Source organism: Pseudomonas sp. Marseille-Q5115 (assembly GCF_916618905.1).
Taxonomy (GTDB): domain Bacteria; phylum Pseudomonadota; class Gammaproteobacteria; order Pseudomonadales; family Pseudomonadaceae; genus Aquipseudomonas; species Aquipseudomonas japonica_A.
The window spans coordinates 4,505,841-4,527,973 of sequence record NZ_CAKAKI010000001.1 but is presented as its reverse complement, the minus strand read 5'-3'; the positions used below and the strand labels follow the sequence as shown (position 1 = coordinate 4,527,973).

Sequence of the window (22,133 nt, the reverse complement as noted above, 5' to 3'; positions counted from 1 at the left end):
GAACCGGCGGCCGGGTTTGACGAATGCGTACATGATAAAGGGATTCACGGCATGAGGAAATCATTACTCGCCCTGCTGCTGCTCGCCGGCGCAAGCCTGGCCCATGGTGAGGAGCTGCTGCGCGAGGGCCATCCGCAGCGTTATACCGTGGTGCAGGGCGATACCTTATGGGACATCGCCGGCAAGTTTCTCAACCAGCCCTGGCAGTGGCCGCACATCTGGCACGCCAACCCGCAAATCGCCAACCCGGACCTTATCTACCCGGGAGATTCGCTGGTGCTTGACATGGTCAATGGCCAGCCGCAGTTATTCCTCGAGCGAGGGCTATCTCGCGGAACAATAAAACTGTCACCTCATGTACGCGCCACGCCCGTTGCCGAGGCGGTGCCGAGTATTCCGCTGGGTGCGATCAATGCGTTCCTGATCAGCAACCGGATCGTCGACGACGCCTCGGTGTTCGACACAGCGCCTTACATTGTCGCCGGCAATCAGGAGCGCGTGCTCAGCGGCATGGGTGACCGTATCTACGCCCGTGGGCAGTTCGACCCCGCCCATACCGTGTATGGCATTTTCCGCCAGGGCAAGGTGTACACCGACCCTGATACTCAGGAAGTGCTGGGTATCAACGCGGACAATATTGGCGGCGGGGAAGTGGTGGCCACCGAAGGCGATATCGCTACTTTGAACCTGCAGCGCTCCACCGCGGAGGTGCGACTGGGGGACCGGCTGTTCACCAGCGAAGAGCATGCGGTGAATTCCACCTTTTTCCCTAGCCCACCTGCAACCGCGATCGAAGGCCGGATCATTGATGTGCCGCGAGGCGTTACCCAGATTGGCAAATACGATGTGGTAACGCTGGACAAGGGGCAGCGGGACGGCCTGGAAGAAGGGAACGTACTGGCGATCTACAAGACCGGTGAAACCGTGCGTGACCGTATCAGCGGTGAGCAGGTAAAAGTCCCGGACGAGCGCGCCGGGTTAGTGATGGTGTTCCGCACCTATCAGAAATTGAGCTATGGTCTGGTGCTTACCGCCAGCCGCTCACTGGCGGTACAGGACAAGGTTCGTAACCCGTAGGCCATAAAAGTTATAAACATAGTTATCCACAGCATGAGCACAGGCTGTGGAGGCCAGGATCAAGGACGATCGTATGCCACTTTTCACCCCCCACCTGCCGCCGTCGGCAGAGCTAGAGGCGCGCCTGCGCTTGCACCGCTTGCCGGAAACAGGGCCAATTCATTTTCGAAAGTTAATCACCGCGTTTGGCTCTGCCCATGCCGCGCTTAGCGCGCCCGCCGCGGCATGGCGCGCGCTGGGGTTGTCGCAGGTCGCAGCGAACGCTCGTCACGACGCTATCGTGCGGGACGCCGCCACTGCGGCGCTGCGCTGGCTGGACGGCCCCGCACATCATTTGCTGGCCTTTGATAGCCCTGACTACCCTGCCCTGCTGAATGAAATTTCCAATCCGCCGCCGCTGCTTTTCGTTGCGGGAAAGCCCGCGCTGCTGGAGCGGCCTCAATTGGCGATCGTCGGAAGCCGACGCGCTTCTGCACCAGGGCTGGATACCGCGAAGGCTTTCTCGCGTTGCCTGGCCAGCGCGGGGTTTGTGGTGACGTCCGGGCTGGCCATGGGTATAGACGGCGCAGCCCATCGCGCGGCACTGGAGGCTGGAGGCGCCACGGTCGCAGTGCTGGGAAGCGGCCTCGAGCAACTTTATCCACAGCGCCATCGCCGGCTTGCCGACGCGATGCTTGAGAACGATGGTGCGCTGGTTTCAGAGTTTCCTCTCGAAATGGCGCCCACGCGCGAAACCTTCCCGCAACGCAACCGCATCATCAGTGGGCTGTCGCTGGGGGTGCTGGTAGTGGAAGCAAACATTGCCAGCGGCTCGCTGATCACCGCGCGCCTGGCCGCTGAGCAAGGCCGGGAAGTGTTTGCCATTCCAGGTTCAATCCATCACCCGGGCATGAAAGGCTGCCACCAGTTGATACGAGACGGCGCGCAGCTGGTTGAGTCGGTGCAGCATATTCTTGAGGGGCTTCGCGGATGGCAAGCGCAGCTGCCTGTCGCGAGCGGCCAGGCGCCTGTCGAAGCGCTGGCTGAAGTGCCCGGTGACCCTTTGGTCCGCCGGTTGCTGGCTGCCCCGCAAACCGCCGAGCAACTGGCCCAGGGCCTGGGCTGGCCTTTGCCGAAGGTACTGGCCGCGCTGACCGAGCACGAGCTGGCGGGGCGGGCGGCGTGTGAAGCGGGACGTTGGTTTGGCCGGCCCGGCTAGTTACACTGCGCAACATTCAGCTTGGGAGGAAAGCGACAATGGAAAGCAGTTGGCGTGTGCAACAGGCCGCGCGGGAAATCCGTGCCGGTGCGGTGATTGCCTACCCAACCGAGGCCGTATGGGGGTTGGGGTGCGATCCATGGGACGAAGATGCCGTGTATCGCTTGCTCGCGATCAAGGGGCGCTCCGTTGAGAAAGGCGTGATACTCATCGCCGACAACATCCGGCAGTTCGATTTCCTTTTCGAGGATTATCCCCAGGACTGGCTGGACAAGATGTCCAGTACCTGGCCTGGCCCCAATACCTGGCTGGTGCCCCATCGGGACCTGCTGCCGACGTGGATTACCGGCCAACACGACAGCGTAGCGGTACGGGTGAGCGATCATCCGCTGGTGCGCGAACTGTGCGCGCTCGTCGGGCCGTTGGTTTCAACCTCCGCCAACCCCCAAGGCCGCCCGCCCGCACGCAGCCGGCTGCGCGTGGAGCAATACTTCCGAGGCCAGGTGGACATGGTCCTGGGCGGTGCCTTGGGCGGGCGTAAAAGCCCAAGCGTGATCCGTGACCTGCGCAGCGGTGAGGTGGTGCGGCCCTGAGCCCAGGGCCGCAGCGTTTCATTGGCTCAAGGCAGCAACACACTCGAGCCTGTGGTCTTGCGACCGGAGAGCTCAGTGTGCGCCTTGGCGGCGTCTGCCAATGCATAGCGCTGGTTGATGTCGACGTTAAGTTTGCCGCTGGCAATCATTTCGAACAGTTCATCCGCCATGCCCTGCAATGCGCCCGGTACGGCATAGGTGCCTAACGTAGGGCGGGTTACGTACAGCGAGCCTTTGCCGGCCAATACGCCCAGATTAACCCCGCTCACCGCGCCGGAAGCATTGCCAAAGCTTACCAGCAAGCCCCTCGGCGCCACGCAATCCAGAGACACCTCCCAGGTATCCTTCCCTACCCCGTCATACACCACCGGGCATTTTTTACCATCGGTGAGTTCGAGCACCCGTTTGGCCACGTCTTCATGGCTGTAGTCGATGACTTCCCAAGCGCCGGCCGCCTTGGCTTTCTCGGCTTTTTCCGCGGAACTCACGGTGCCGATTACCTTGGCACCCAGGGCCGACGCCCATTGACAGGCCAGTAGCCCAACCCCACCAGCCGCAGCGTGGAAGAGGATGGTTTCGCCACTTTGCAGCCTGTAGGTCTGGCGCAACAGGTATTGAACCGTCAGGCCCTTGAGCATCACGGCGGCGGCCTGCTCGAAACTGATCGACTCTGGCAGCTTGACCACGCTGGCGGCGGGAAGTACATGGACCTCGCTGTAAGCACCAAGGGGCCCGCCAGCGTAGGCGACACGATCGCCCACCTGCAGGGCGGTAACCTGAGTGCCCACGGCTTCGACCACGCCCGCCGCTTCGGTACCCAGCCCGGACGGAAACGCTGGCGCCGGGTACAGCCCGCTGCGGTAGTAGGTGTCGATGTAGTTGAGGCCAATGGCATGGTTGCGCACGCGAACATCCAGCGGGCCGGGCTCGGTCGGCTGGAAATCGACGAGCTCAAGTACCTCGGGGCCGCCATTGCTGGAAAACTGAATACGCCTTGCCATCGGTTGCTTCCTCTGTTTTCTCGAACGAAGCGCCTATCGGACGCCTTTCCATAGACCGGCGTCAACTGCCAGGGCGAGTACGGATGGTATGCTACGCGCCGATTTCATTGGCCGTGTCCCACGGCCGTTGGCGTAGGCGTGCAAGAGGTAACCGATGAACACTCGCACCGAGGCCGTGAAGGCCTATCTGCTCGAGCTGCAGGACCGCATCTGCAAGGCGTTGGAAGATGAAGACGGCGGCGCGCGCTTTATCGAGGATGCCTGGACGCGGCCGGCGGGTGGCGGGGGCCGCACCCGGGTCATGGACAACGGCACGGTCATCGAGAAAGGCGGCGTGAACTTCTCTCACGTTCACGGCACGGGCCTGCCGCCATCGGCCAGCGCGCACCGGCCCGAGCTGGCAGGGCGCTCGTTCGAGGCACTGGGCGTATCGCTCGTGATGCACCCTCACAACCCCCATGTGCCCACGTCGCATGCCAACGTGCGCTTCTTTATTGCCGAAAAAGAAGGCGAGGAACCGGTGTGGTGGTTCGGTGGGGGCTTCGACCTCACGCCCTACTACGGCTACGAAGAGGACTGCGTTCATTGGCACCAGATCGCGGAGCGCGCCTGCGCGCCCTTTGGTGACGATGTGTACCTGCGCTACAAGGCCTGGTGTGATCGCTACTTCCACCTCAAGCACCGCAATGAACCCCGGGGTATTGGCGGCTTGTTCTTCGATGACCTGAACAGCTGGGACTTCGACACCAGCTTCGCCTTCATGCGAGCCATCGGTGATGCCTACATCCAGGCCTGGCTACCGATCGTTCAGCGGCGCCGCGAAACCCCGTGGACCGAGCAGCAGAAAGCCTTCCAGGAATTCCGCCGGGGCCGCTACGTAGAGTTCAACCTGGTGTATGACCGAGGCACACTGTTCGGCTTGCAGTCCGGCGGGCGCACAGAATCCATCCTCATGTCCTTGCCCCCTACGGTACGGTGGGGTTATGACTGGAAACCAGAACCTGGCAGCGAAGAAGCCAGGCTGACCGACTACTTCCTGCAAGACCGCGACTGGCTGGGCCTGGCCCCTGCCGTAGGCCTGGAACCCTAGGAGTGTTATGCCTTGTGGGAGCGGGCGAAGCTCGCGAAAAAAATGATCAGAACTGTTCGCGAGCTTCGCCGGAAGGCCGGCCCCGCCGCTTCCCACAGGGGAACTGTAAAGCACCGAACAGGCCATAAATCACCGCAGAACTTACCCAGAGATTCAATGGGATAATTTTGCTCTACCGAGAGCTGAGGCATGGACCGTTACGTTGTATTCGGCAACCCGATAGCACACAGCAAGTCGCCCTACATTCATCGCCGTTTCGCCGAGCAAACCGGGCAGTTGTTGGAGTACACCACTCTGCTCGCACCGCTGGATGGCTTCAGTGCCACCGCCAGGGGTTTTTTTGAAAGCGGCCGCGGCGGCAATGTGACGGTACCGTTCAAGGAAGAGGCCTGGCGGTTGTGTGACGTGCTCACCCCACGCGCGGAGCGAGCGGGCGCCGTGAATATGATCAGCCGCCTTGAAGACGGCAGCCTGCGTGGGGACAACACCGACGGCGAAGGCTTGGTACGCGACCTGGTTCATAACTGCGGGGTAACCCTGGAGGGTGCGCGCATCCTGCTGCTGGGCGCGGGCGGTGCGGCCCGGGGCGTGATCGAGCCCCTTCTGGAGCAGCGCCCCGCCTCTTTGGTGATTGCCAACCGTACCCTCGACAAAGCCGAAGGCCTCGCCGAGCTGTTTGGTGCGCTAGGGCCGATTTGTGCTGCGGCGTTCGAGGCAGTCGACGGGCCGGTGGACGTCATTATCAATGCCACAGCGGCCAGCCTGGCGGGAGAAGTGCCGCCATTGCCCGTTGGCGTGATCAAACCGGGGCATACGGTGTGCTACGACATGATGTATGGCAGCACTGCCACAGCTTTCAGCGCGTGGGCGCTGGAGCTGGGCGCCGCGAAAGCGCTGGACGGGCTGGGAATGCTGGTGGAACAAGCGGCGGTCGCCTTCCGGTACTGGCGTGGTGTGGAAGTGGCCACCGCGCCGGTACTCGCTGAGCTGCGCCAGGGCATTTGAGCCCTGGCGATAGCTGCCTTTACAGCTTCGCGGCCACGGCGGGCAAGGCCTCCTTGCCGTCCATGGTCTTGAGGCCGGTCAGCCACCCCTGCAGTACTTCGGGGTGCGCCTTGAGCCAGGTTTTTGCGGCCTCTGCGTTGCTGACCTTCTTGTCCACCACGTCGGCCATGATTGCGTTCTCCATGTCCTGGGTGAACTTCATCTGGCTGAACAGCTTGGCTACCTCCGGGCAGGCGTCGGCGTAACCGTTGCGGGTCAAGGTGTACACGCTACCGGTCTTGCCGAAATACGCTTCGCCACCGGTGAGGTAGTGCATCTTCAGTTTCACGTTCATGGGGTGGGGGGTCCAGCCCAGGAACGTCACGAAACGCTCACGCTTCACCGCGCGTTCTACCTCCGAAAGCATGGCCTGTTCGCTCGACTCCACAAGCTTCCATTGCCCCAGGTCGAAGTCGTTCTTTTTGATCATCTCGGCAATGGATTGGTTAGCCGGCGCGCCGGAGCCGATGCCGTAGATCTTTTTGTCGAACTTGTCGGCGAATTTGCTCAGGTCTTTGAAATCATGTACCCCCGCGGCGTACACGTAATCAGGTACCGCCAGCGTGAATTCCGTGCCTTTGAGGTTTTCGGCAAGCTGGGTGACTTTGCCGGAAGCCACGAACTGGTCATAAAAGCCTTGCTGTGCCGGCATCCAGTTACCCAGGAAGACGTCTATCTGCCCGTCGCGCAGGCCACCATAGGCAATAGGCACCGCGAGCGCGTCCACCTTGGTCTTGTAGCCCATGCCCTCAAGCACGATACCGGCCATAGCATTGGTGGCACCGATATCGCTCCACCCGGGGTCGGCCATCCGGACCGGGCTGCAGCTGTCCGCCGCCTGAGCGGCCGATGTCGCCACGCCAAGGCTGGCGAGCAAAAGCACTGTGGATAAGGTCTTCATGGTCTTCCCCCTTCGTTCTCGTTTAATTGGCAGGGTTGCGGAAAACGCGCCTTGCGCTCCAGATCGTCCAGGTCGATGTGGTTGCGCATGTACTGCTGACTGGCGTCCACCAGCGGCTGGTGGTCCCAGCTCTTCAGCGTGCCCATTGCCAGTGCCTGGCCAACCAGGCGGCGGCGCCGTTGGCTGGCCAGCACTTGGCGGTGAATCTGTGGCATATCCCATTTAGCCTGTGCCTCCTCAACGAAAGCGCTGAAAAGCTGGGCATGGTCTGCCGAATCGGCAAGGTTCTCCCGTTCGGCCGGGTCATTGCTCAGGTCGTATAGCAGGCATGGGTCGGTTTCACTGTAAATGAATTTGTAGGCACCGCGGCGGATCATCATCAACGGGCTCACGGTGCCCTCGGCCATGTACTCGCCGAAGACCTCATCGTGCCCGGCCAGACCTTGCAGGTGAGGCATCAGCGAGCGGCCATCCAAGGGTAGATCAGGTACGGTTTGGCCACCGGCCAGTTCTACCAGCGTGGGCAGCAAATCGGCTGTGGATACGCTGGCGGATACTCGAGAAGGCTCGAACGCCCCGGGGGCCCACACCAGCAATGGCACGCGGGCGGCCATCTCGAACCAGTGCATCTTGTACCAAAGGCCCCGCTCTCCGAGCATGTCGCCGTGATCGCCACTGAATACGATCACGGTGTCTTCGATCAAGCCGGTGCTTTCCAGCACCGCCAGCAAAGTACCCACCTGATCATCGATGTAACTGCAGGCGCCGAAGTAGGCCCGGCGGGCGTCACGTACCTTATGCTCGGGCAATGGTTTGTCCCACAGGTCGTAGACCTTCAATAGCCGTTGCGAGTGGGGATCGAGGGCCTCTTGTGGCAGCACGTTCCCAGGCAGCGGAATGTCGCTGTCGCTGTAGCGGTCCCACCAGGCTTTCGGGATCGTGTAGGGGTCATGGGGGTGTGTCATGGATACCGTGAGGCAGAACGGCTTGCCGTCGCCCTTGCGCACATGGTCATAAAGGTATTGGCGGGCCCTGAATACCACCTCATCGTCGAAGTCGAGCTGATTGGTGCGCACACAAGGGCCGGCCTGTAGCACCGAAGACATGTTGTGGTACCAGCTGGGGCGCACGTCCGGTTCGTCCCAGTTCACTGCCCAGCCGTAGTCTGCCGGGTAGATGTCGCTGGTCAGACGCTCTTCGTAGCCGTGCAGCTGATCCGGGCCGCAGAAGTGCATCTTTCCGGACAGCGCGGTGTGATAGCCCAGCCGACGCAGGTAATGGGCATAGGTCGGGACATCCGCAGGGAAATCCGCCGCATTGTCATAGGCACCAATGCGGCTGGGAAGCTGGCCGCTGACCAGGGTGAAGCGCGAGGGGGCGCATAGCGGGCTGTTGCAATAGGCGGAATCGAAAACCACCCCGCCCTCTGCCAGCCGGGAGAGGTTGGGCATCTTGATCGGCGAGGCTCCATAAAATGGCAGTAATGGGGCGGCCATCTGGTCGGCCATGATGAACAGAATATTCTTGCGCTTCCCCGAACCTACGCGTTCCATAGACAGACCTTATGCCAAAGTACTTCCAGTCAGCATGGGGCGCCGTGGCAGCGCGCGTAAATCCCGCTTCGGCTAATGTCTAGGATAAGTGCAGCTTATGTTTGAGCAACTGGGAGAGTTGTCGCTGGATACCTTGCGTACGTTCGAGGCGGCGGCGCGCTATTCAAGCTTCACGGCAGCCGCCGTTGAACTGGGCACCTCGCAGCCTGCGGTAAGCCAGCAGATCAAGCGCCTTGAAGGGCAACTCAAGGCGCGCCTGTTCGACCGGGTATACCGCGGCATCGCCCTTACCGAAGCAGGTGAGCGGTTATTCCTGCAGGTTGGCGAGGGGCTGCGCACCTTGGAAGAGGGGTTGCTTGAGGCCTCGAACGATGGCCAGCACGAGGTGCTGCAAGTGGCTACCGACTTTGCTTTCGCTGCCTATTGGCTGATGCCTCGCCTGCACCGGTTTCATCAAAGCCATCCTCAGGTTGATGTGAGCATCGTGACGGGCGATCGCACCCACGGTGTTTTGCGCACAGACACCGACATTGCGATCGTTTTCGGCGATGGCCGCTTCCCTGGGCACACCGAGAGCTGTTGGCTGTTCGATGAAGAGGTGTTTCCGGTGTGCAGCCTGGCCTTGCTCAAGGGGCAGGACCTGCCGCTGCCGCCCCAGGCGCTGTGTGGCTTCCCGCTGCTTCACTTGCGCAGTGGCCAGGGTAATCGTTGGTTTGATTGGGCCGGCGTGTTTCAAAAACTGGGCATTGCCACGGCGCCTGCGCCTGGCCAACTGCGGTTCGACAACTACACATTGTTGATTCAAGCCGCCATCGGTGGGCAGGGTGTTGCCATCGGCTGGCGGCACTTGGTGGATGGCATGCTTGAACAGCAACTGCTGTGTCGGCCAGTCAGCGCAAGTGTACGTTCCAACCTGGGCTACCACCTTGTGCTTCCTTCAAGAAAGCGGCGCGGTCGAATGATCGACCGCTTCGTTGACTGGCTGATGGCGGAGCAGGCGCCATGAGCGCAGGTTCCGGCGGCCTGCTTGCATTGGAAGCGCGGGCCTTCAGGCTGGCCCGCTGGTGCAGCCATAATTTCTGGGTATTGCGTGGGCCAAGCGGCGAGTGGCTGGGTGAGTTGCACGGGTTGGCCACCGATCGCCGCAATGGCCGCCCCGTGCCTATCGGGTATGCCCGCTGGCATGCGCTGAAGGGTTGGCACTTCACTGCAGCCGACGGCCTGACACTGTGCCGCCCTAACCAGCCGTTTCAACACGTGTACCTGGGTGACGAGGCTGATGTCGCCGGACGCTGGCAGGCTGCACTGCGTTGCCTGGATGCCATCAATGCTCAAGACATTGACTACCCGCGCGGCGGGGTACGCCTGTGGGGTAGCACGTGCAATAGCAATTCAGTATTCAGCACCTTCGCGATTGCCATGGGCCTGGTGCCCCCGCGTTTCCCTGGCCTTTGGCAACCGGGGCTGAAGCGGCCGATAGCGATTACTCAAGCACGCCGTTGAGAATTTCGTAAACGATGCCGGTACCCACGGCTATCAGCACAACGTCGGTGCCCAGGCGGCGCCATTCGTAACCGTCATAGTGCGGCAGGCGGGATAGCGCGTTGCGGTCCAAGCGGTGGCCATAGCCCTTGGGCAGAGAGTGACCCTTGGCAACTTGAATACCGGGCGGCAGCGGCGTGCCCCGACCAAAATCGGTACGGTGCTCGCGGATGGTGTCACGCACCGGGCTGAAATCCTGGGGTGGGCGCGCGCCGTGGCCCTGGTTGCCGCGCTGGCCATTCTGGCTGTGGCCCTGTGCTTCGCCATGCCCGTTGCCCTGCTTATGCTGTTGCGGGCCACCTTGCTGCTGGTTGTCCGGGCCAGGGGCGGCTTGCGCAAGTGGCATACCCAAGGTGATCAAGGTGCCCAGGGCAACGGCAATGAGTGAGCGGGACGTGTTCATGGCATTCCTCTACAGATACAGCAAGGGAGCGAACATCGCTCCCTCTGGTCATGCCCGTTAGTCTCTGAAAACCAACGGCAATTCCTCTGTATCAGGAACTTTACCTTAGGCCGGTTTACGCGCCCCACGGACGCCTTCGGCTAGCTCGCTGCACAGGCCCAATACATCATTCACCGCCTGCGTCGGGCCGCTCGCCTTGGCGATCTTGTCCACCAACGCCGAGCCCACTACTACGCCGTCTGCCAGCCGGGCGATCGCCGCCGCCTGCTCAGGCGTGCGGATGCCGAAGCCGACGCTGATCGGCAACGTGGTATGCCGACGAAGGCGCGCAATGGCAGCGGTCACGTGTTCGGTGGTAGCCGAGCCAGCACCGGTCACGCCAGCGACTGACACGTAGTACACGAAGCCTGAGCTGCGCTCCAGCACACGAGGCAAGCGGCTGTCATCGGTGGTGGGGGTGGTGAGGCGAATGAAGTCGATGCCCGCCGCCTGGGCTGGCGTAGCCAGTTCGGCGTCGTGCTCGGGCGGCAGGTCCACGATGATCAAGCCATCCACGCCCACTTCACGGGCTTGCGTCACGAATGCTTCCACGCCAAAGCGGTGGATTGGGTTGTAGTAACCCATGAGCACCAACGGGGTAGTGGTGTCGGTTTCGCGGAAGGCTTGCACCATGTCCAGGGTTTTGGCCAGGGTTTGTCCGGCGTCTAGTGCGCGCAGCGTGGCCAGCTGGATGGCGACGCCATCGGCCATGGGATCGGTGAAGGGCATGCCCAGCTCGATCACGTCGGCGCCCGCAGCCGGCAGGCCCTTGAGGATTTCCAGCGAAGCCTCGAAGCCAGGGTCGCCTGCTGTCACGAAGGTGACCAGCGCGGCGCGCCCTTCGGCTTTGAGGTCGGCGAAACGTTTTTCGAGACGGCTCATGCCTGGTTCTCCTGCTGGGCAGCCATGTGGTTCATCACGGTTTGCATATCTTTGTCGCCACGGCCCGAAAGGCACACGACCATCAAATGGTCCTTGGGCAAGGTAGGCGCGCGGCGGATCGCCTCGGCCAGGGCGTGGGCCGTTTCCAGGGCGGGGATGATGCCTTCGGTGCGGCACGTGATGTGGAACGCCGCCAGAGCTTCATCATCGGTGATGCTTACGTATTCCACGCGCTTGATTTCATGCAACCAGGCGTGTTCCGGCCCGATACCGGGGTAGTCCAGGCCAGCGGAAATGGAATGGGCGTCGGTAATCTGGCCGTCGCCGTCCTGCAGCAGGTAGGTACGGTTACCATGCAGCACACCCGGCACCCCGCCGTTGAGGCTGGCAGCGTGCTTGTCGGTGTTCACGCCATGGCCGCCAGCTTCCACGCCAATGATTTGCACGCTGGTATCGTCCAGGAACGGATGGAACAGGCCCATTGCATTGGAGCCGCCACCCACACAGGCCACCAGGCTATCAGGCAGGCGACCTTCTTTTTCCTGCAGCTGCTCACGGGTTTCCTTGCCGATGATCGACTGGAAATCCCGAACCATGGCGGGGTATGGGTGCGGGCCGGCCACGGTACCGATCAGGTAGAAGGTGTCTTCCACATTGGTCACCCAGTCGCGCAGCGCCTCGTTCATGGCGTCTTTCAAGGTGCCCGTGCCTGCGGTGACGGGTACGATTTCAGCCCCCAGCAAGCGCATGCGGAACACGTTGGCCTGCTGGCGCTCGATGTCGGTTGCGCCCATGTAGATGACGCACGGCAAGCCGAAGCGGGCAGCGACGGTGGCAGTGGCCACGCCGTGCATGCCAGCGCCGGTTTCAGCAATCAGGCGTTTTTTGCCCATGCGCTTGGCCAGCAGTACCTGGCCAATGCAGTTGTTCACCTTATGGGCGCCGGTGTGGTTGAGCTCTTCACGCTTGAAGTAGATCTTCGCGCCGCCACAGTACTCGGTGAGCCGCTCGGCGAAGTACAGCGGGTTCGGTCGGCCGATATAGTCGCGCTGGAAATACGCCAGCTGTTCAAGAAACGCCGGATCCTGCTTGGCGGCTTCGTATTCGCGAGCCAGGTCCAGTACCAGAGGCATCAGGGTTTCAGCGACGTAACGGCCGCCGAAGGCGCCGAACAGGCCGTTGGCGTCCGGGCCGTTGCGCAAGGTTTGAGCAGTCATGGCGAATTCCAGGGCAGATGACAGATGCCTTTACTCTAGCCGCGACACGCCCATTGGAAAACCGATAAGATCGCAACAACCTGTTAGGAAACCTCACAGATCATGAGCCGTGACCTCCCATCGCTCAATGCGCTCAGGGCCTTTGAAGCGACTGCCCGCCTCGGTAGCGTGAGCCAGGCGGCGCGCCAGCTGAACGTGACCCATGGGGCGATCAGCCGACAGCTAAAGGCATTGGAAGCCGAGCTTGGGATTGCGCTGTTCGCAAAGGATGGGCGTGGCTTGAAACTCACCGAGGCGGGGCTGCGGCTGCGTGAAGCCAGTAGCCAGGCATTCGACCGGCTGCGTGAGGTGTGCGCGGAGTTGGCAGTTGCTGATGCGAACGCGCCTTTTGTGCTCGGCTGCTCGGGTAGTTTGTTGGCCCGATGGTTTATCCCCAGGCTGGGGCGTTTAAATGCCGAGCTGCCAGACCTGCGTTTGCATTTGTCTGCGGGAGAAGGCGACCTGGACCCCAAAAGCCCGGGTATCGATGCCCTGCTGGTGTATGCCGAGCCACCGTGGCCTGCTGATGTGGACGTACATGAACTCATCGACGAGCGTATTGGCCCAGTGGTCAGCCCTCACTATGCCGGATTCAGCGGCCTGATCGGCGCACCGCCACGGGCTGTATTGAGTGAGGGGTTGCTGCAGACGGTCTCGCGGCCCCAGGCGTGGCCGAACTGGGCATCATCACAAGGGGTAGAGCCATCGAAGCTTGCGTTCAGCCAGAGCTTCGAGCACCTCTATTACCTGCTCGAAGCAGCGGTTGCCGGCCTTGGCGTGGCCATCGCACCGCAGGCACTGGTTGCAGATGACCTGCAGGCCGGGCGCCTGGTTGCGCCTTGGGGGTTCACGCAAACGCCGGCATGCCTTGCTTTGTGGGTGCCCCAACGGCGGGCGGGCCGTCGTGCCGAACGCCTTGCGGGCTGGTTACGGCTCGAGCTGGCCCGTCAGGTCGATCAGTGGGAGCGCTTGCAGAGCAGGTAAGCGGCGATCAGGCCAACAGCGCCAATGGCGATCCCTGCGGTGGTCAGTGGATGCTCCTGGGCGTATTCCTTGGTGGCCAGGCTGGTTTCACGGGTTCTGACCTTCACGTCTTCATACACGTCTGCCAGCAGGCTACGGGAATGCTTCAGTGCTGTCTCGGCGTTTGCCCGCAGGGCTTTGAGCGTTTTACGGGACTCTTCGGACGCGTCGCCCTTGAGGCCTTCCAGCGAACGAAGCAGGCTTTCGATTTCTGCTTCCATGCTTTGCAGCGATGCCTTGCGCAGCGAATTATTGGCCATGGTTCACTCCTGCTGTGGTAGTTGCGGTGTAAGAGTCCGACTGCGCCGCTCCGTAAAAGTGCGGCACTCGTGAACTTTTGCCGCTCCTCGAGGCACAGATGTAAACGGCGCCACCGGCCAGTTGCCGATGGCGGTCCTACTGACCGAGGAGCTGCGCATATGAGTGATCATCACACCTATAAAAAGATCGACCTCGTAGGGTCGTCCACCACCAGCATCGACGATGCCATCAAGAATGCCATCGCCGAGGCGGCGAAAACCATTCAGAACCTGGAGTGGTTCGAGGTGACCGAAACACGTGGTCATATTGAAGATGGGCAAGTGAAGCACTTTCAGGTCACCCTGAAAGTTGGTTTCAGGATTAACAATAGCTGATCGGCTTCGGGGGTACTCCGCCGAAAGGAGGGGGCTGCTGGCAGCTCCGCCGACTTTGTTCAAATCGACTCAAGGACCGTGAACGATGAAAAAAGTCTTGTTGGCAACTGTACTGTTCGGCCTGGCAGGTAGCGCACTGGCGGCGGGCAAGCCATGCGATGAACTTAAAAGCGAGATCGACGCAAAGATCCAGGCCAAGGGTGCCTCCGGATATTCGCTCGACATCGTGGACAAGGGCAGCGCGGCGGACGGCAAGGTGGTAGGCACCTGCGAAGGCGGCACCAAGGAAATCGTCTACAAGCGCTGATACCGGCGCGCCACCGTGCCCGGTCATGGGCACGGTGGTTCGAGGTTACCCCCGCATCAGCTGGCCGAGCAGCTCGTACGAGCGTATCCGATCTGCGTGTTCATACAGGTCAGAGGTAAAGATCAATTCGTCGGCCTGTGTCTGCTCAAGCAGCACCTCCAGCTTCGCGCGGATCTTCAATGGGCTGCCGATCATGGCCATGCCGAGGAAGCTTCCCACCGCATCTTTTTCATGGGGTAGCCAAAGCCCTTGCATGGTCTCGACCGGGGGCTGAAGCATCAAGGTTTCGCCACGAATCAGGTTGAGAATGCGCTGGTACACCGAGGTAGCCAGGTAATCGGCGTGTTCATCACTGTCGGCCGCCACCAGTGGGATACCCAGCATTACGTAGGGCTTGTCCAGGTACTGGGAAGGCGTGAAGTGGTCCCGGTAGATACGGATGGCTTCGTGCATCAACCGAGGGGCGAAATGCGAGGCGAATGCGTAAGGCAGCCCGAGCATACCCGCCAGTTGAGCACTGAACAGGCTGGAACCCAATAGCCATACAGGCACTTGGGTACCGGTGCCGGGCACCGCAACCACGCGCTGGCCTGGTGTGCGTGGGCCAAGGTACTGAAGCAGCTCTTCGACGTCCTGAGGAAAATCGTCCGCGCTGCCGCTGCGTTCGCGGCGCAAGGCGCGTGCGGTCATTTGATCCGAGCCGGGCGCGCGGCCCAGCCCCAGGTCGATACGGCCCGGGTACAGGCTCTCGAGTGTGCCGAATTGCTCGGCGATCACCAGCGGCGCATGGTTAGGCAGCATCACGCCGCCAGAGCCTACTCGAATGGAGGACGTACCTCCTGCGATGTAGCCCAGCAGCACGGCGGTTGCCGAGCTGGCAATGCCATCCATGTTGTGGTGCTCGGCGACCCAGAATCGGTTGTAGCCAAAGCGCTCCAGATGCTGAGCCAGGTCCAGCGAGTTGCGCAGCGCCTGGGAAGGGCCGGTTTCCTTGCGCACGGGCACCAGGTCCAGTGCCGAGTATTTGATGTCAGTCAGTGATTTCATAAGCACTCCAAAAAAGAGACACCCCCGCGCCTTTTTCTTGTCTGGTGAACACATTGAACGCTTTGACCCGCTTTCGCAAATCTGTGCTGAACTTGCATTGGCGCTCCGCTCTCTCAAACCAGACGGTTCCAACAACGAGGAAACAGCAATGATCAAAACAGCATCCGCAGTGTGGAAAGGCAGCTTGAAGGACGGCCAGGGCGAGATTTCCACCGAAACCGGCGTGCTCAAAAGCGCCCCGTACGGCTTCAAGGCCCGTTTCGAGAACGGCCCGGGCACCAACCCGGAAGAGCTGATTGGCGCGGCCCATGCCGGTTGCTTCTCGATGGCGCTGTCGATGATCCTTGGCGAGGCCGGGCTCACTGCTGATCGCATCGATACCACGGCGCAGGTGACGCTCGACAAACAGCCAGACGGCTTTGCAATCACCAAGGTTCACCTGATCCTGAAGGCTTCCATTCCAGGTGCCAGCGAAGAGCAGTTCCAGGAGCTGGCAGGCAAGGCCAAGGCCGGTTGCCCCGTATCCAAGGTGCTTGCAGGCGCCGAGATCACCCTTGATGCGTCGCTGGTTTAAGCACGCCTTGCCACGCGCTGTAGCCGGCGCCTCGTTGGTTGGGGCAGTCGCCCTGGCCTTCGCCCTGCCGGCCACTGCGGCGCCCCGGGATTGCGCCGAGCTCAAAGCAGAGATCGAAGCGAAGATTCAGGCCCAGGGCGTGGTGGCTTATACCCTCGAAGTGGTGCCCGTGGCCGAGGTGAAAGATCCCGCCATGGTCGTTGGCAGCTGTGCCAATGGCACCCAGCGCATTATTTATCAGAAGAACGACACCTGAGGCTCAGGCCCCGAGGGGCCTTTAGCCTAGAACAGGCAGTTCACCTGGCGCTCGGTCGCCAGTTTTGTGCCCTGCGCATCGTAGAGGAAGCCGAAGGTTTGCAGCCCCAGGTTGCGGGCTTCGAAGCGATACCGCTGGCCGGCCTGGAAGCCGTCATAGCGCAGGCTGATGTAGCAGATACGTTCCGACGGCTGCATCAATGGAAGGCCGCCCGTGGTGACTTCGTAGTCGAAGCGCACCTGCAGCTCGTGGCCGCCAGGCGCAAACTGAAAATAGCGCCCGTCTTCCAGCCGCTGATTATCCAGCCGTTCGGCCATTACCATCTTCCCGGTGCGGGTGAACATCTCGACCCAGGCCTGGTGCGGGTCATGCGCCGGTACTGGCGAGGTTGTGCATGCCGTCAGGGGCATACCGAGGAGTAACAAGGCATAACGGTGCATAGGCGTGTTCCCAGGGAAGCGCTTTCAGCATACCCGATGGAAAGCTGTCACGCCCGCTGACAACCGGCGGGTTGTGCGCGGCCTACCAGGCGGCGCTGCTGGTCATAGAGCTTGGCCCACGGGGTAAAGCCCAGGCTGCCTGCTTCCAGTTGGTAACGCTCGCCGGCGTTGAAATTGTTGTATTTGATATTCAGCTGGCAGTCGCGGGATAGCGGCGCCGCTTGCGGCCCGATATTGTTGGGTGCGACGGTGAACTGGTAGCGCACGGTCAGCTCATGGCTGCCAGGCTCGACCTCGAAGTAACGGTTGTCATCCAGTGCCTGCGCGTCCACCTCTTGAGCATGCAGGGCATTGTCTTCGGGTACCTGCAAATCGACCCAGGCCTGGTTCGGGTCGGGCTTGGGCAGCCCCATGCAGCCGGTAAGGGTAAGGGCAGCGGCAAGCAGGAAGATTTCACGCATTGGAGGCTCCAGGCAGGCATGATAGGGCGCTGAAATTAGGCCCCGAGAGGGCCCCTTCAAGGCGACCTGACGCATGTTCGGATTTATTGTGGGGCGTTCACGCCACGGCTCACTCGACCGCTTTTTCAAAGGTTTGGTTCCCGCGCTGGGTTTTTTCCTGCTGAGCGGTTGCAGCACATTGGACTACTACCAGCAGTTGGCGCGAGGGCAGCTGAGCCTGTTGCGCGCCCGGGAGCCAGTGGCCCGGGTGATCGAGGATTCCGGTCGTGACCCTGCTTTGCGAGCCCGCCTGGCGGAAGCCGAGAAGGCGCGAGCGTTCGCAAGCCAGCAGTTGAGCTTGCCCGATAACCTAAGCTATCGGCTTTATGCAGACATCCATCGCCCGTTCGTGGTGTGGAACGTGTTCGCGACCCAGGAATTTTCCCTGAACCCCGTTGAGTATTGTTTCCCCATTGCCGGTTGCGTTGCCTACCGCGGGTACTACGAGCAAGGCCGCGCCCGCGGTGCGGCAGCCTTGCTGCGCCAACAGGGATTCGATGTGTATATGGGTGGAGTGGAAGCGTATTCCACGTTGGGATGGTTCGATGACCCTATCGTCAGCTCCATGATGAATTGGGGCGACGAGCGCCTGGCCACGCTGATCTTCCATGAGTTAGCGCACCAGCAGGTGTATGTCCCCGACGACACGCCGTTCAACGAATCCTTCGCAACATTCGTGGAGCAGGAAGGCACACGGCAGTGGCGAGCGGCCCGGGGGTTGCCACCACAGGAGGGCAGCCAGAACGTGCGCAGGGACGCTTTCGTGCAAATGGTGCTCGGCCTGCGCGGCCGGCTTGGGGCACTGTACGCGCAGCCGCTACCGGCAGAGGCCATGCGTGCGGGCAAGAAAGCTGAAATAGAGAACTTCAGGCAGGCCTACCGCCGCCTGCGGGATACCGAATGGGGTGGCAAAGGCGCCTATGACGCCTGGGTGGACGCCCCCATCAACAATGCCAAACTGCTGCCCTTCGGGCTTTACGACCAGTGGGTGCCGGCATTTGCCACGCTCTACCGGCAAAGCGGAGCGCAGTGGCCGGCGTTCTACCAGGCCGTCCGTGGCCTGGCTGCGCTTGCCCCCGCCCAGCGCCAACAGGCACTACAAGCGTTGCTCGGCAAAGGCCCGGTGTAGTTCGGCCACGGTGTCGAAGTGGAATTCGGGCGCCTGGGCACTGAGCTCCTCGGTGCTGCCAAAGCCATAGCCCACTGAAACTGCGGCGAGGCCGTTCTGCCGCGCCCCGATCAGGTCATGCTTGCGGTCGCCGATCATCAATGTGTGGGCAGAGTCCAGCTGCTCTGTTGCCAAGAGGTGGGCGATAAGCTCGACCTTGTTGGTGCGGGTGCCGTCCAGCTCGCTGCCATAGATAACCTTGAAGTGCCGATCGAAGCCGAAGTGGCGAGCGATTTCACGGGCGAACTCCCAAGGCTTGGAGGTTGCCACAAACAGGTCGCGGCCCTGCTCACGCAGTGTGTCGAGCAGCTCGATAACCCCTTCGAACACCTCGTTTTCGTACAGGCCGGTTACCTTGAAGCGTTCGCGATAAAAGTTCACCGCGGCCCAGGCACGGGTTTCATCGAAGCCGTAGAACTGCATGAATGCTTCCAGCAGCGGCGGCCCGATAAAGTGCTCAAGCTTGCGCAGGTCGGGCTCGTCGATACCCAGTTGCGCCAGTGCGTATTGGATGGACTTGGTGATGCCCTCACGCGGGTCCGTCAAGGTACCGTCGAGGTCGAACAAGATGTTTTGATAAGGCATGGTTACTCACACTGCCGGTTGATCAAAGCCTTCGGCCAGGTGCTGGTCTTTGAGCTTTACGTAATTGCCAGCGGTATAGCTGAAGAAGGAGCGTTCCTTCTCGGTCAATGGGCGCGCCTGCTTGACCGGGCTGCCGATATACAGGAAGCCGCTTGCCAATGTCTTACCCGGCGGTACGAGGCTGCCGGCGCCGATGATCACTTCATCCTCCACCACCGCGCCGTCCATCACCGTGCTACCCATCCCCACCAGAATTCGGCTGCCCAGGGTGCAGCCATGCAGGATCACCTTATGGCCGATCGTCACCTCGTCCCCGATGGTGAGCGGGAAGCCGCCCTCGTTGAAAGGCCCGGCATGGGTAATATGCAGCACGCTGCCGTCCTGCACGCTGGTGCGCTTGCCGATTCGAATGCGGTGCATATCGCCGCGAATCACGGTCAAAGGCCAGACGGAGCTGTCCTCGCCGATTTCTACGTCCCCGATGACCACGGCGCTGGCATCGACAAAGGCCCTGGGCCCCACAACGGGGCGTGCCCCGGCGAATGTGCGAATCACGATAGTTTCCTTCTGCTATGACAATAGCGGCCGCCGATGCTGCGGTGGCCGCTGATTGTAATTAAGATGACCGGTGTTTCTTCTCAAGCCAAGGTGTGTGACCGTGACCGAGACCAATCCGCTGCTCCAGCCCTACGACCTGCCACCGTTTTCGGCGATTCTCCCTGAGCACGTGCAGCCGGCTATCGAGCGTATTCTCGCGGATAACCGTGCCGCGGTCAGCGCAATCCTCGAGCGCGAGGGCAATGCGCCTACCTGGGAAGGCCTGGTGCTGGCCCTTGATGAGCTCAACGACCGCCTCGGCGCGGCCTGGAGCCCGGTAAGCCACCTCAATGCCGTGTGCAATAGCCCTGAGCTGCGCCAGGCCTATGAAGCGTGCCTGCCGGCACTTAGCGCCTATTCCACTGAGCTGGGCCAGAACCGCGAACTGTTCGAAGCCTTTCAGGCCTTGGCCAGCAGCCCCGAAAGCGAGCATTTCGATCTGGCGCAAAAAACCATTCTCGAGCATTCGCTCCGGGACTTCCGCTTGTCCGGCATCGATCTGCCGCCTGAGCAACAGAAGCGCTACGCCGAAGTGCAGAGCAAGCTGTCTGAGCTGGGCAGCAAGTTCTCCAACCAGTTGCTCGACGCCACCCAAGCCTGGACCAAACACGTCACCGACGAGCGTACCCTGGCCGGCCTCACCGATTCGGCGCGCGCGCAAATGGCCGCAGCCGCTCAGGCCAAGGGCCTGGATGGCTGGCTGATCACGCTCGAATTCCCAAGCTATTACGCCGTGATGACCTACGCCGAAGACCGCGCATTGCGCGAAGAAGTGTATGTCGCTTACTGCACGCGAGCCTCCGAGCAGGGCCCGAATGCCGGCCAGAATGACAACGGCCCGGTAATGGAAGAAATCCTCAACCTGCGTCAGGAACTGGCGCACCTGCTGGGCTTCGCCAACTATGCAGAGCTGAGCCTGGCAACCAAGATGGCCGACTCCAGTGATCAGGTGCTGGGCTTCCTGCGTGACCTTGCCCAACGCAGCAAACCCTTTGCCGAGAAGGACCTGGCACAGCTCAAGGCTTACGCAGCCGAGCAGGGTTGCCCGGACCTTCAAAGCTGGGACAGTGGGTATTACGGTGAGAAGCTGCGCGAACAGCGCTACAGCGTTTCCCAGGAAACCCTACGCGCCTATTTCCCGGTGGATAAGGTGCTGAGCGGGTTGTTTGCGATCGTGCAACGCCTCTATGGCATCGAAATCAGTGAGCAGAAGGGCTTCGACAGCTGGCATCCTGATGTCCGGCTGTTTGAAATCAAGGAGAACGGCGAGCACGTGGGCCGGTTCTTCTTCGACCTGTACGCCCGCGCCAACAAGCGGGGTGGTGCCTGGATGGACGGCGCCAAGGACCGTCGCCGCACCGCGCATGGCAGCTTGCAGAGCCCCGTCGCCAACCTGGTGTGCAATTTCAACCCGGCGGCACCGGGCAAGCCAGCGCTGCTGACCCATGACGAAGTGACCACCCTCTTCCACGAGTTCGGTCATGGGCTGCATCATTTGCTCACCCGCATCGAGCACGCTGGCGTGTCGGGAATCAACGGCGTGGCCTGGGATGCCGTAGAGCTGCCAAGCCAGTTCATGGAAAACTGGTGCTGGGAGCCGGAAGGCCTGGCACTGATCTCCGGCCACTACCAAACCGGTGAGCCATTGCCGCAAGACCTGCTGGAGAAGATGCTGGCCGCCAAGAACTTCCAGTCGGGCCTGATGATGGTTCGCCAGCTGGAATTCTCCCTCTTCGACTTCGAGTTGCACGCCACCCACGGCGACGGCCGTACGCCGCTGCAGGTGCTCGAGCAGATTCGCGATCAGGTATCGGTCATGCGCCCACCGGCTTACAACCGCTTCCCTAACAGCTTCTCGCATATCTTCGCCGGCGGTTATGCGGCGGGGTACTACAGCTACAAGTGGGCGGAAGTACTGTCGGCCGATGCGTTCTCGCGCTTCGAGGAAGACGGAGTACTCAATCCGCAAACCGGGCGTGCCTTCCGCGAAGCCATCCTCGCCCGTGGTGGGTCGCAGGCGCCGCTCGTGTTGTTCGTAGACTTCCGCGGCCGTGAACCGTCCATTGATGCGCTGCTGCGGCACAGCGGCCTGGTGGAAGAGGCAGCGTAATGGAGGCGGTAGTGACCAAGACCAAAAAGCGCTTCATCGCCGGGGCGGTATGCCCGGCATGCAGCGAGATGGACAAACTCATGATGTGGAACGAAGACGACGTTCCGCACCGTGAATGCGTGGCCTGTGGCTACTCCGACACGCTGAATGCGCAGGGGCAGTCCATCCCGCGAGAGCTCGGTACCCGGGTGAACCAGGCAGAGCCCAAGCCTGCAAAACCCAAAGTGCAGACCGTGCAGTTCTTCCCCAACCCCAAGCTCAAGAAGCCCTGAGCCAAGGCCGTCGCGGGTCGCTTCCGCGGCGTGCTGCTAC

At 61.6% G+C, this 22,133-nt stretch carries 27 protein-coding genes; 15 read left to right on the top strand and 12 right to left on the bottom strand.

Annotation, left to right across the window (positions count from 1 at the left end):
* The first annotated feature begins 51 nt into the window (after positions 1–51).
* The 3 genes from LG385_RS20625 (at position 52) to LG385_RS20615 (ending at position 2,868) form a co-directional block, all read left to right on the top strand.
* Entirely contained in the window at positions 52–1,077 is a 1,026-nt protein-coding gene (locus LG385_RS20625) for a LysM peptidoglycan-binding domain-containing protein (protein ID WP_225775719.1), read from the top strand.
* Between the two features lie 73 nt (positions 1,078–1,150).
* Positions 1,151–2,275, top strand: coding sequence for a DNA-processing protein DprA (gene dprA, locus LG385_RS20620; RefSeq protein ID WP_225775718.1), 1,125 nt, complete (start codon positions 1,151–1,153; stop codon positions 2,273–2,275).
* 38 nt (positions 2,276–2,313) lie between these two features.
* On the top strand, positions 2,314–2,868 hold the full coding sequence (locus tag LG385_RS20615; RefSeq protein WP_225775717.1) for an L-threonylcarbamoyladenylate synthase: 555 nt from the start codon (positions 2,314–2,316) through the stop codon (positions 2,866–2,868).
* Between the two features lie 26 nt (positions 2,869–2,894).
* Here the strand turns inward: LG385_RS20615 and LG385_RS20610 are convergent, their stop codons facing one another.
* On the bottom strand, positions 2,895–3,869 hold the full coding sequence (locus LG385_RS20610; protein WP_225775716.1) for an NADPH:quinone reductase: 975 nt from the start codon (positions 3,867–3,869) through the stop codon (positions 2,895–2,897).
* A gap of 154 nt (positions 3,870–4,023) precedes the next feature.
* Between LG385_RS20610 and hemF the strand changes: the two genes are divergently transcribed.
* A complete protein-coding gene (gene hemF / locus LG385_RS20605; protein WP_225775715.1) occupies positions 4,024–4,959 on the top strand; it encodes an oxygen-dependent coproporphyrinogen oxidase in 936 nt (311 codons plus the stop codon).
* Positions 4,960–5,148: 189 nt separating this feature from the next.
* Positions 5,149–5,964 (top strand): shikimate dehydrogenase, encoded by an 816-nt coding sequence (aroE, locus tag LG385_RS20600; RefSeq protein WP_225775714.1) that lies wholly within the window; start codon positions 5,149–5,151, stop codon positions 5,962–5,964.
* A gap of 19 nt (positions 5,965–5,983) precedes the next feature.
* Here aroE and choX read toward each other — a convergent pair whose 3' ends face one another.
* Positions 5,984–6,904, bottom strand: coding sequence for a choline ABC transporter substrate-binding protein (gene choX, locus LG385_RS20595; RefSeq protein WP_225775713.1), 921 nt, complete (start codon positions 6,902–6,904; stop codon positions 5,984–5,986).
* Positions 6,901–8,457 carry a choline-sulfatase gene (betC, locus tag LG385_RS20590; RefSeq protein WP_225775712.1) on the bottom strand — a complete coding sequence of 519 codons (1,557 nt, stop codon included), beginning with the start codon at positions 8,455–8,457 and terminating at the stop codon, positions 6,901–6,903. Before betC ends, choX begins: the two co-directional genes overlap by 4 nt.
* Positions 8,458–8,554: 97 nt before the next feature.
* Here betC and LG385_RS20585 point away from each other — a divergent pair, with 97 nt between their 5' ends.
* Both LG385_RS20585 and LG385_RS20580 read left to right on the top strand, forming a co-directional pair.
* Positions 8,555–9,463, top strand: a complete 909-nt coding sequence (locus LG385_RS20585; RefSeq protein ID WP_225775711.1) for a choline sulfate utilization transcriptional regulator — start codon at positions 8,555–8,557, stop codon at positions 9,461–9,463.
* The gene (locus LG385_RS20580) at positions 9,460–9,960 is read left to right on the top strand and encodes a hypothetical protein (protein WP_225775710.1); all 501 of its coding nucleotides are present in this window, start codon (positions 9,460–9,462) and stop codon (positions 9,958–9,960) included. Before LG385_RS20585 ends, LG385_RS20580 begins: the two co-directional genes overlap by 4 nt.
* On the opposite strand, the gene LG385_RS20575 is transcribed toward LG385_RS20580, so the two are convergent.
* The 3 genes from LG385_RS20575 to trpB form a co-directional block, all read right to left on the bottom strand.
* Positions 9,941–10,402, bottom strand: coding sequence for an anti-virulence regulator CigR family protein (locus LG385_RS20575; RefSeq protein ID WP_225775709.1), 462 nt, complete (start codon positions 10,400–10,402; stop codon positions 9,941–9,943). The genes LG385_RS20580 and LG385_RS20575 overlap by 20 nt on opposite strands.
* A gap of 105 nt (positions 10,403–10,507) precedes the next feature.
* Positions 10,508–11,323 carry a tryptophan synthase subunit alpha gene (gene trpA / locus LG385_RS20570; RefSeq protein ID WP_225775708.1) on the bottom strand — a complete coding sequence of 272 codons (816 nt, stop codon included), beginning with the start codon at positions 11,321–11,323 and terminating at the stop codon, positions 10,508–10,510.
* The gene (gene trpB, locus LG385_RS20565; RefSeq protein WP_225775707.1) at positions 11,320–12,540 is read right to left on the bottom strand and encodes a tryptophan synthase subunit beta; all 1,221 of its coding nucleotides are present in this window, start codon (positions 12,538–12,540) and stop codon (positions 11,320–11,322) included. Before trpB ends, trpA begins: the two co-directional genes overlap by 4 nt.
* A 102-nt stretch (positions 12,541–12,642) precedes the next feature.
* On the opposite strand from trpB, the gene LG385_RS20560 reads away from it, so the two are divergent.
* Positions 12,643–13,563, top strand: coding sequence for a LysR family transcriptional regulator (locus LG385_RS20560; RefSeq protein ID WP_225775706.1), 921 nt, complete (start codon positions 12,643–12,645; stop codon positions 13,561–13,563).
* Here the strand turns inward: LG385_RS20560 and LG385_RS20555 are convergent.
* Positions 13,536–13,862, bottom strand: a complete 327-nt coding sequence (locus LG385_RS20555) for a DUF883 family protein (RefSeq protein WP_181111218.1) — start codon at positions 13,860–13,862, stop codon at positions 13,536–13,538. The two genes, LG385_RS20560 and LG385_RS20555, sit on opposite strands and share 28 nt — an antisense overlap.
* A 159-nt stretch (positions 13,863–14,021) precedes the next feature.
* On the opposite strand from LG385_RS20555, the gene LG385_RS20550 reads away from it, so the two are divergent.
* Together LG385_RS20550 and LG385_RS20545 are read left to right on the top strand one after the other, a co-directional pair.
* Positions 14,022–14,237 carry a dodecin gene (locus tag LG385_RS20550; RefSeq protein WP_181111219.1) on the top strand — a complete coding sequence of 72 codons (216 nt, stop codon included), beginning with the start codon at positions 14,022–14,024 and terminating at the stop codon, positions 14,235–14,237.
* 85 nt (positions 14,238–14,322) lie between these two features.
* Positions 14,323–14,544, top strand: coding sequence for a DUF1161 domain-containing protein (locus LG385_RS20545; protein ID WP_225775705.1), 222 nt, complete (start codon positions 14,323–14,325; stop codon positions 14,542–14,544).
* Between the two features lie 45 nt (positions 14,545–14,589).
* Here the strand turns inward: LG385_RS20545 and LG385_RS20540 are convergent, their stop codons facing one another.
* Positions 14,590–15,591, bottom strand: a complete 1,002-nt coding sequence (locus tag LG385_RS20540; protein ID WP_225775704.1) for an LLM class flavin-dependent oxidoreductase — start codon at positions 15,589–15,591, stop codon at positions 14,590–14,592.
* A 148-nt stretch (positions 15,592–15,739) separates the two neighbouring features.
* Here LG385_RS20540 and LG385_RS20535 point away from each other — a divergent pair, with 148 nt between their 5' ends.
* Both LG385_RS20535 and LG385_RS20530 read left to right on the top strand, forming a co-directional pair.
* Positions 15,740–16,165: an OsmC family protein gene (locus tag LG385_RS20535; protein ID WP_181119212.1), complete on the top strand. Its 426-nt coding sequence runs from the start codon at positions 15,740–15,742 to the stop codon at positions 16,163–16,165.
* Complete coding sequence (locus LG385_RS20530) at positions 16,149–16,421, top strand: DUF1161 domain-containing protein (protein ID WP_225775703.1); 273 nt, start codon at positions 16,149–16,151, stop codon at positions 16,419–16,421. Before LG385_RS20535 ends, LG385_RS20530 begins: the two co-directional genes overlap by 17 nt.
* 26 nt (positions 16,422–16,447) lie before the next feature.
* Here LG385_RS20530 and LG385_RS20525 read toward each other — a convergent pair whose 3' ends face one another.
* A complete protein-coding gene (locus LG385_RS20525) occupies positions 16,448–16,861 on the bottom strand; it encodes a hypothetical protein (RefSeq protein WP_225775702.1) in 414 nt (137 codons plus the stop codon).
* A 47-nt stretch (positions 16,862–16,908) separates the two neighbouring features.
* Positions 16,909–17,322: a hypothetical protein gene (locus tag LG385_RS20520; RefSeq protein ID WP_225775701.1), complete on the bottom strand. Its 414-nt coding sequence runs from the start codon at positions 17,320–17,322 to the stop codon at positions 16,909–16,911.
* A 73-nt stretch (positions 17,323–17,395) separates the two neighbouring features.
* Between LG385_RS20520 and LG385_RS20515 the strand changes: the two genes are divergently transcribed.
* A complete protein-coding gene (locus tag LG385_RS20515; RefSeq protein WP_225775700.1) occupies positions 17,396–18,490 on the top strand; it encodes an aminopeptidase in 1,095 nt (364 codons plus the stop codon).
* On the opposite strand, the gene LG385_RS20510 is transcribed toward LG385_RS20515, so the two are convergent.
* Both LG385_RS20510 and LG385_RS20505 read right to left on the bottom strand, forming a co-directional pair.
* Complete coding sequence (locus LG385_RS20510) at positions 18,458–19,114, bottom strand: HAD family hydrolase (protein ID WP_225775699.1); 657 nt, start codon at positions 19,112–19,114, stop codon at positions 18,458–18,460. The two genes, LG385_RS20515 and LG385_RS20510, sit on opposite strands and share 33 nt — an antisense overlap.
* A 6-nt stretch (positions 19,115–19,120) precedes the next feature.
* Complete coding sequence (locus tag LG385_RS20505; protein ID WP_181111291.1) at positions 19,121–19,672, bottom strand: gamma carbonic anhydrase family protein; 552 nt, start codon at positions 19,670–19,672, stop codon at positions 19,121–19,123.
* A gap of 100 nt (positions 19,673–19,772) precedes the next feature.
* Between LG385_RS20505 and prlC the strand changes: the two genes are divergently transcribed.
* Positions 19,773–21,821, top strand: coding sequence for an oligopeptidase A (prlC, locus tag LG385_RS20500; RefSeq protein ID WP_225775698.1), 2,049 nt, complete (start codon positions 19,773–19,775; stop codon positions 21,819–21,821).
* Entirely contained in the window at positions 21,821–22,093 is a 273-nt protein-coding gene (locus LG385_RS20495) for a YheV family putative zinc ribbon protein (RefSeq protein WP_181111229.1), read from the top strand. The genes prlC and LG385_RS20495 overlap by 1 nt, the downstream gene beginning before the upstream one ends.
* Positions 22,094–22,133 lie beyond the last annotated feature (40 nt).

What these genes read in the sequence shown, in the direction of transcription:
- LG385_RS20555 (WP_181111218.1), bottom strand. Translation starts at nt 13,862, where the DNA reads ATGGCCAATAATTCGCTGCGCAAGGCATCGCTGCAAAGCATGGAAGCA.
- LG385_RS20625 (WP_225775719.1), top strand. Translation starts at nt 52, where the DNA reads ATGAGGAAATCATTACTCGCCCTGCTGCTGCTCGCCGGCGCAAGCCTG.
- LG385_RS20560 (WP_225775706.1), top strand. Translation starts at nt 12,643, where the DNA reads ATGAGCCGTGACCTCCCATCGCTCAATGCGCTCAGGGCCTTTGAAGCG.
- trpA (WP_225775708.1), bottom strand. Translation starts at nt 11,323, where the DNA reads ATGAGCCGTCTCGAAAAACGTTTCGCCGACCTCAAAGCCGAAGGGCGC.
- LG385_RS20520 (WP_225775701.1), bottom strand. Translation starts at nt 17,322, where the DNA reads ATGCGTGAAATCTTCCTGCTTGCCGCTGCCCTTACCCTTACCGGCTGC.
- LG385_RS20550 (WP_181111219.1), top strand. Translation starts at nt 14,022, where the DNA reads ATGAGTGATCATCACACCTATAAAAAGATCGACCTCGTAGGGTCGTCC.
- choX (WP_225775713.1), bottom strand. Translation starts at nt 6,904, where the DNA reads ATGAAGACCTTATCCACAGTGCTTTTGCTCGCCAGCCTTGGCGTGGCG.
- LG385_RS20580 (WP_225775710.1), top strand. Translation starts at nt 9,460, where the DNA reads ATGAGCGCAGGTTCCGGCGGCCTGCTTGCATTGGAAGCGCGGGCCTTC.
- aroE (WP_225775714.1), top strand. Translation starts at nt 5,149, where the DNA reads ATGGACCGTTACGTTGTATTCGGCAACCCGATAGCACACAGCAAGTCG.
- LG385_RS20615 (WP_225775717.1), top strand. Translation starts at nt 2,314, where the DNA reads ATGGAAAGCAGTTGGCGTGTGCAACAGGCCGCGCGGGAAATCCGTGCC.
- LG385_RS20540 (WP_225775704.1), bottom strand. Translation starts at nt 15,591, where the DNA reads ATGAAATCACTGACTGACATCAAATACTCGGCACTGGACCTGGTGCCC.
- betC (WP_225775712.1), bottom strand. Translation starts at nt 8,457, where the DNA reads ATGGAACGCGTAGGTTCGGGGAAGCGCAAGAATATTCTGTTCATCATG.
- hemF (WP_225775715.1), top strand. Translation starts at nt 4,024, where the DNA reads ATGAACACTCGCACCGAGGCCGTGAAGGCCTATCTGCTCGAGCTGCAG.
- LG385_RS20585 (WP_225775711.1), top strand. Translation starts at nt 8,555, where the DNA reads ATGTTTGAGCAACTGGGAGAGTTGTCGCTGGATACCTTGCGTACGTTC.
- LG385_RS20510 (WP_225775699.1), bottom strand. Translation starts at nt 19,114, where the DNA reads ATGCCTTATCAAAACATCTTGTTCGACCTCGACGGTACCTTGACGGAC.
- trpB (WP_225775707.1), bottom strand. Translation starts at nt 12,540, where the DNA reads ATGACTGCTCAAACCTTGCGCAACGGCCCGGACGCCAACGGCCTGTTC.
- LG385_RS20535 (WP_181119212.1), top strand. Translation starts at nt 15,740, where the DNA reads ATGATCAAAACAGCATCCGCAGTGTGGAAAGGCAGCTTGAAGGACGGC.
- LG385_RS20495 (WP_181111229.1), top strand. Translation starts at nt 21,821, where the DNA reads ATGGAGGCGGTAGTGACCAAGACCAAAAAGCGCTTCATCGCCGGGGCG.
- LG385_RS20515 (WP_225775700.1), top strand. Translation starts at nt 17,396, where the DNA reads ATGTTCGGATTTATTGTGGGGCGTTCACGCCACGGCTCACTCGACCGC.
- LG385_RS20530 (WP_225775703.1), top strand. Translation starts at nt 16,149, where the DNA reads ATGCGTCGCTGGTTTAAGCACGCCTTGCCACGCGCTGTAGCCGGCGCC.
- LG385_RS20545 (WP_225775705.1), top strand. Translation starts at nt 14,323, where the DNA reads ATGAAAAAAGTCTTGTTGGCAACTGTACTGTTCGGCCTGGCAGGTAGC.
- dprA (WP_225775718.1), top strand. Translation starts at nt 1,151, where the DNA reads ATGCCACTTTTCACCCCCCACCTGCCGCCGTCGGCAGAGCTAGAGGCG.
- LG385_RS20575 (WP_225775709.1), bottom strand. Translation starts at nt 10,402, where the DNA reads ATGAACACGTCCCGCTCACTCATTGCCGTTGCCCTGGGCACCTTGATC.
- LG385_RS20525 (WP_225775702.1), bottom strand. Translation starts at nt 16,861, where the DNA reads ATGCACCGTTATGCCTTGTTACTCCTCGGTATGCCCCTGACGGCATGC.
- LG385_RS20610 (WP_225775716.1), bottom strand. Translation starts at nt 3,869, where the DNA reads ATGGCAAGGCGTATTCAGTTTTCCAGCAATGGCGGCCCCGAGGTACTT.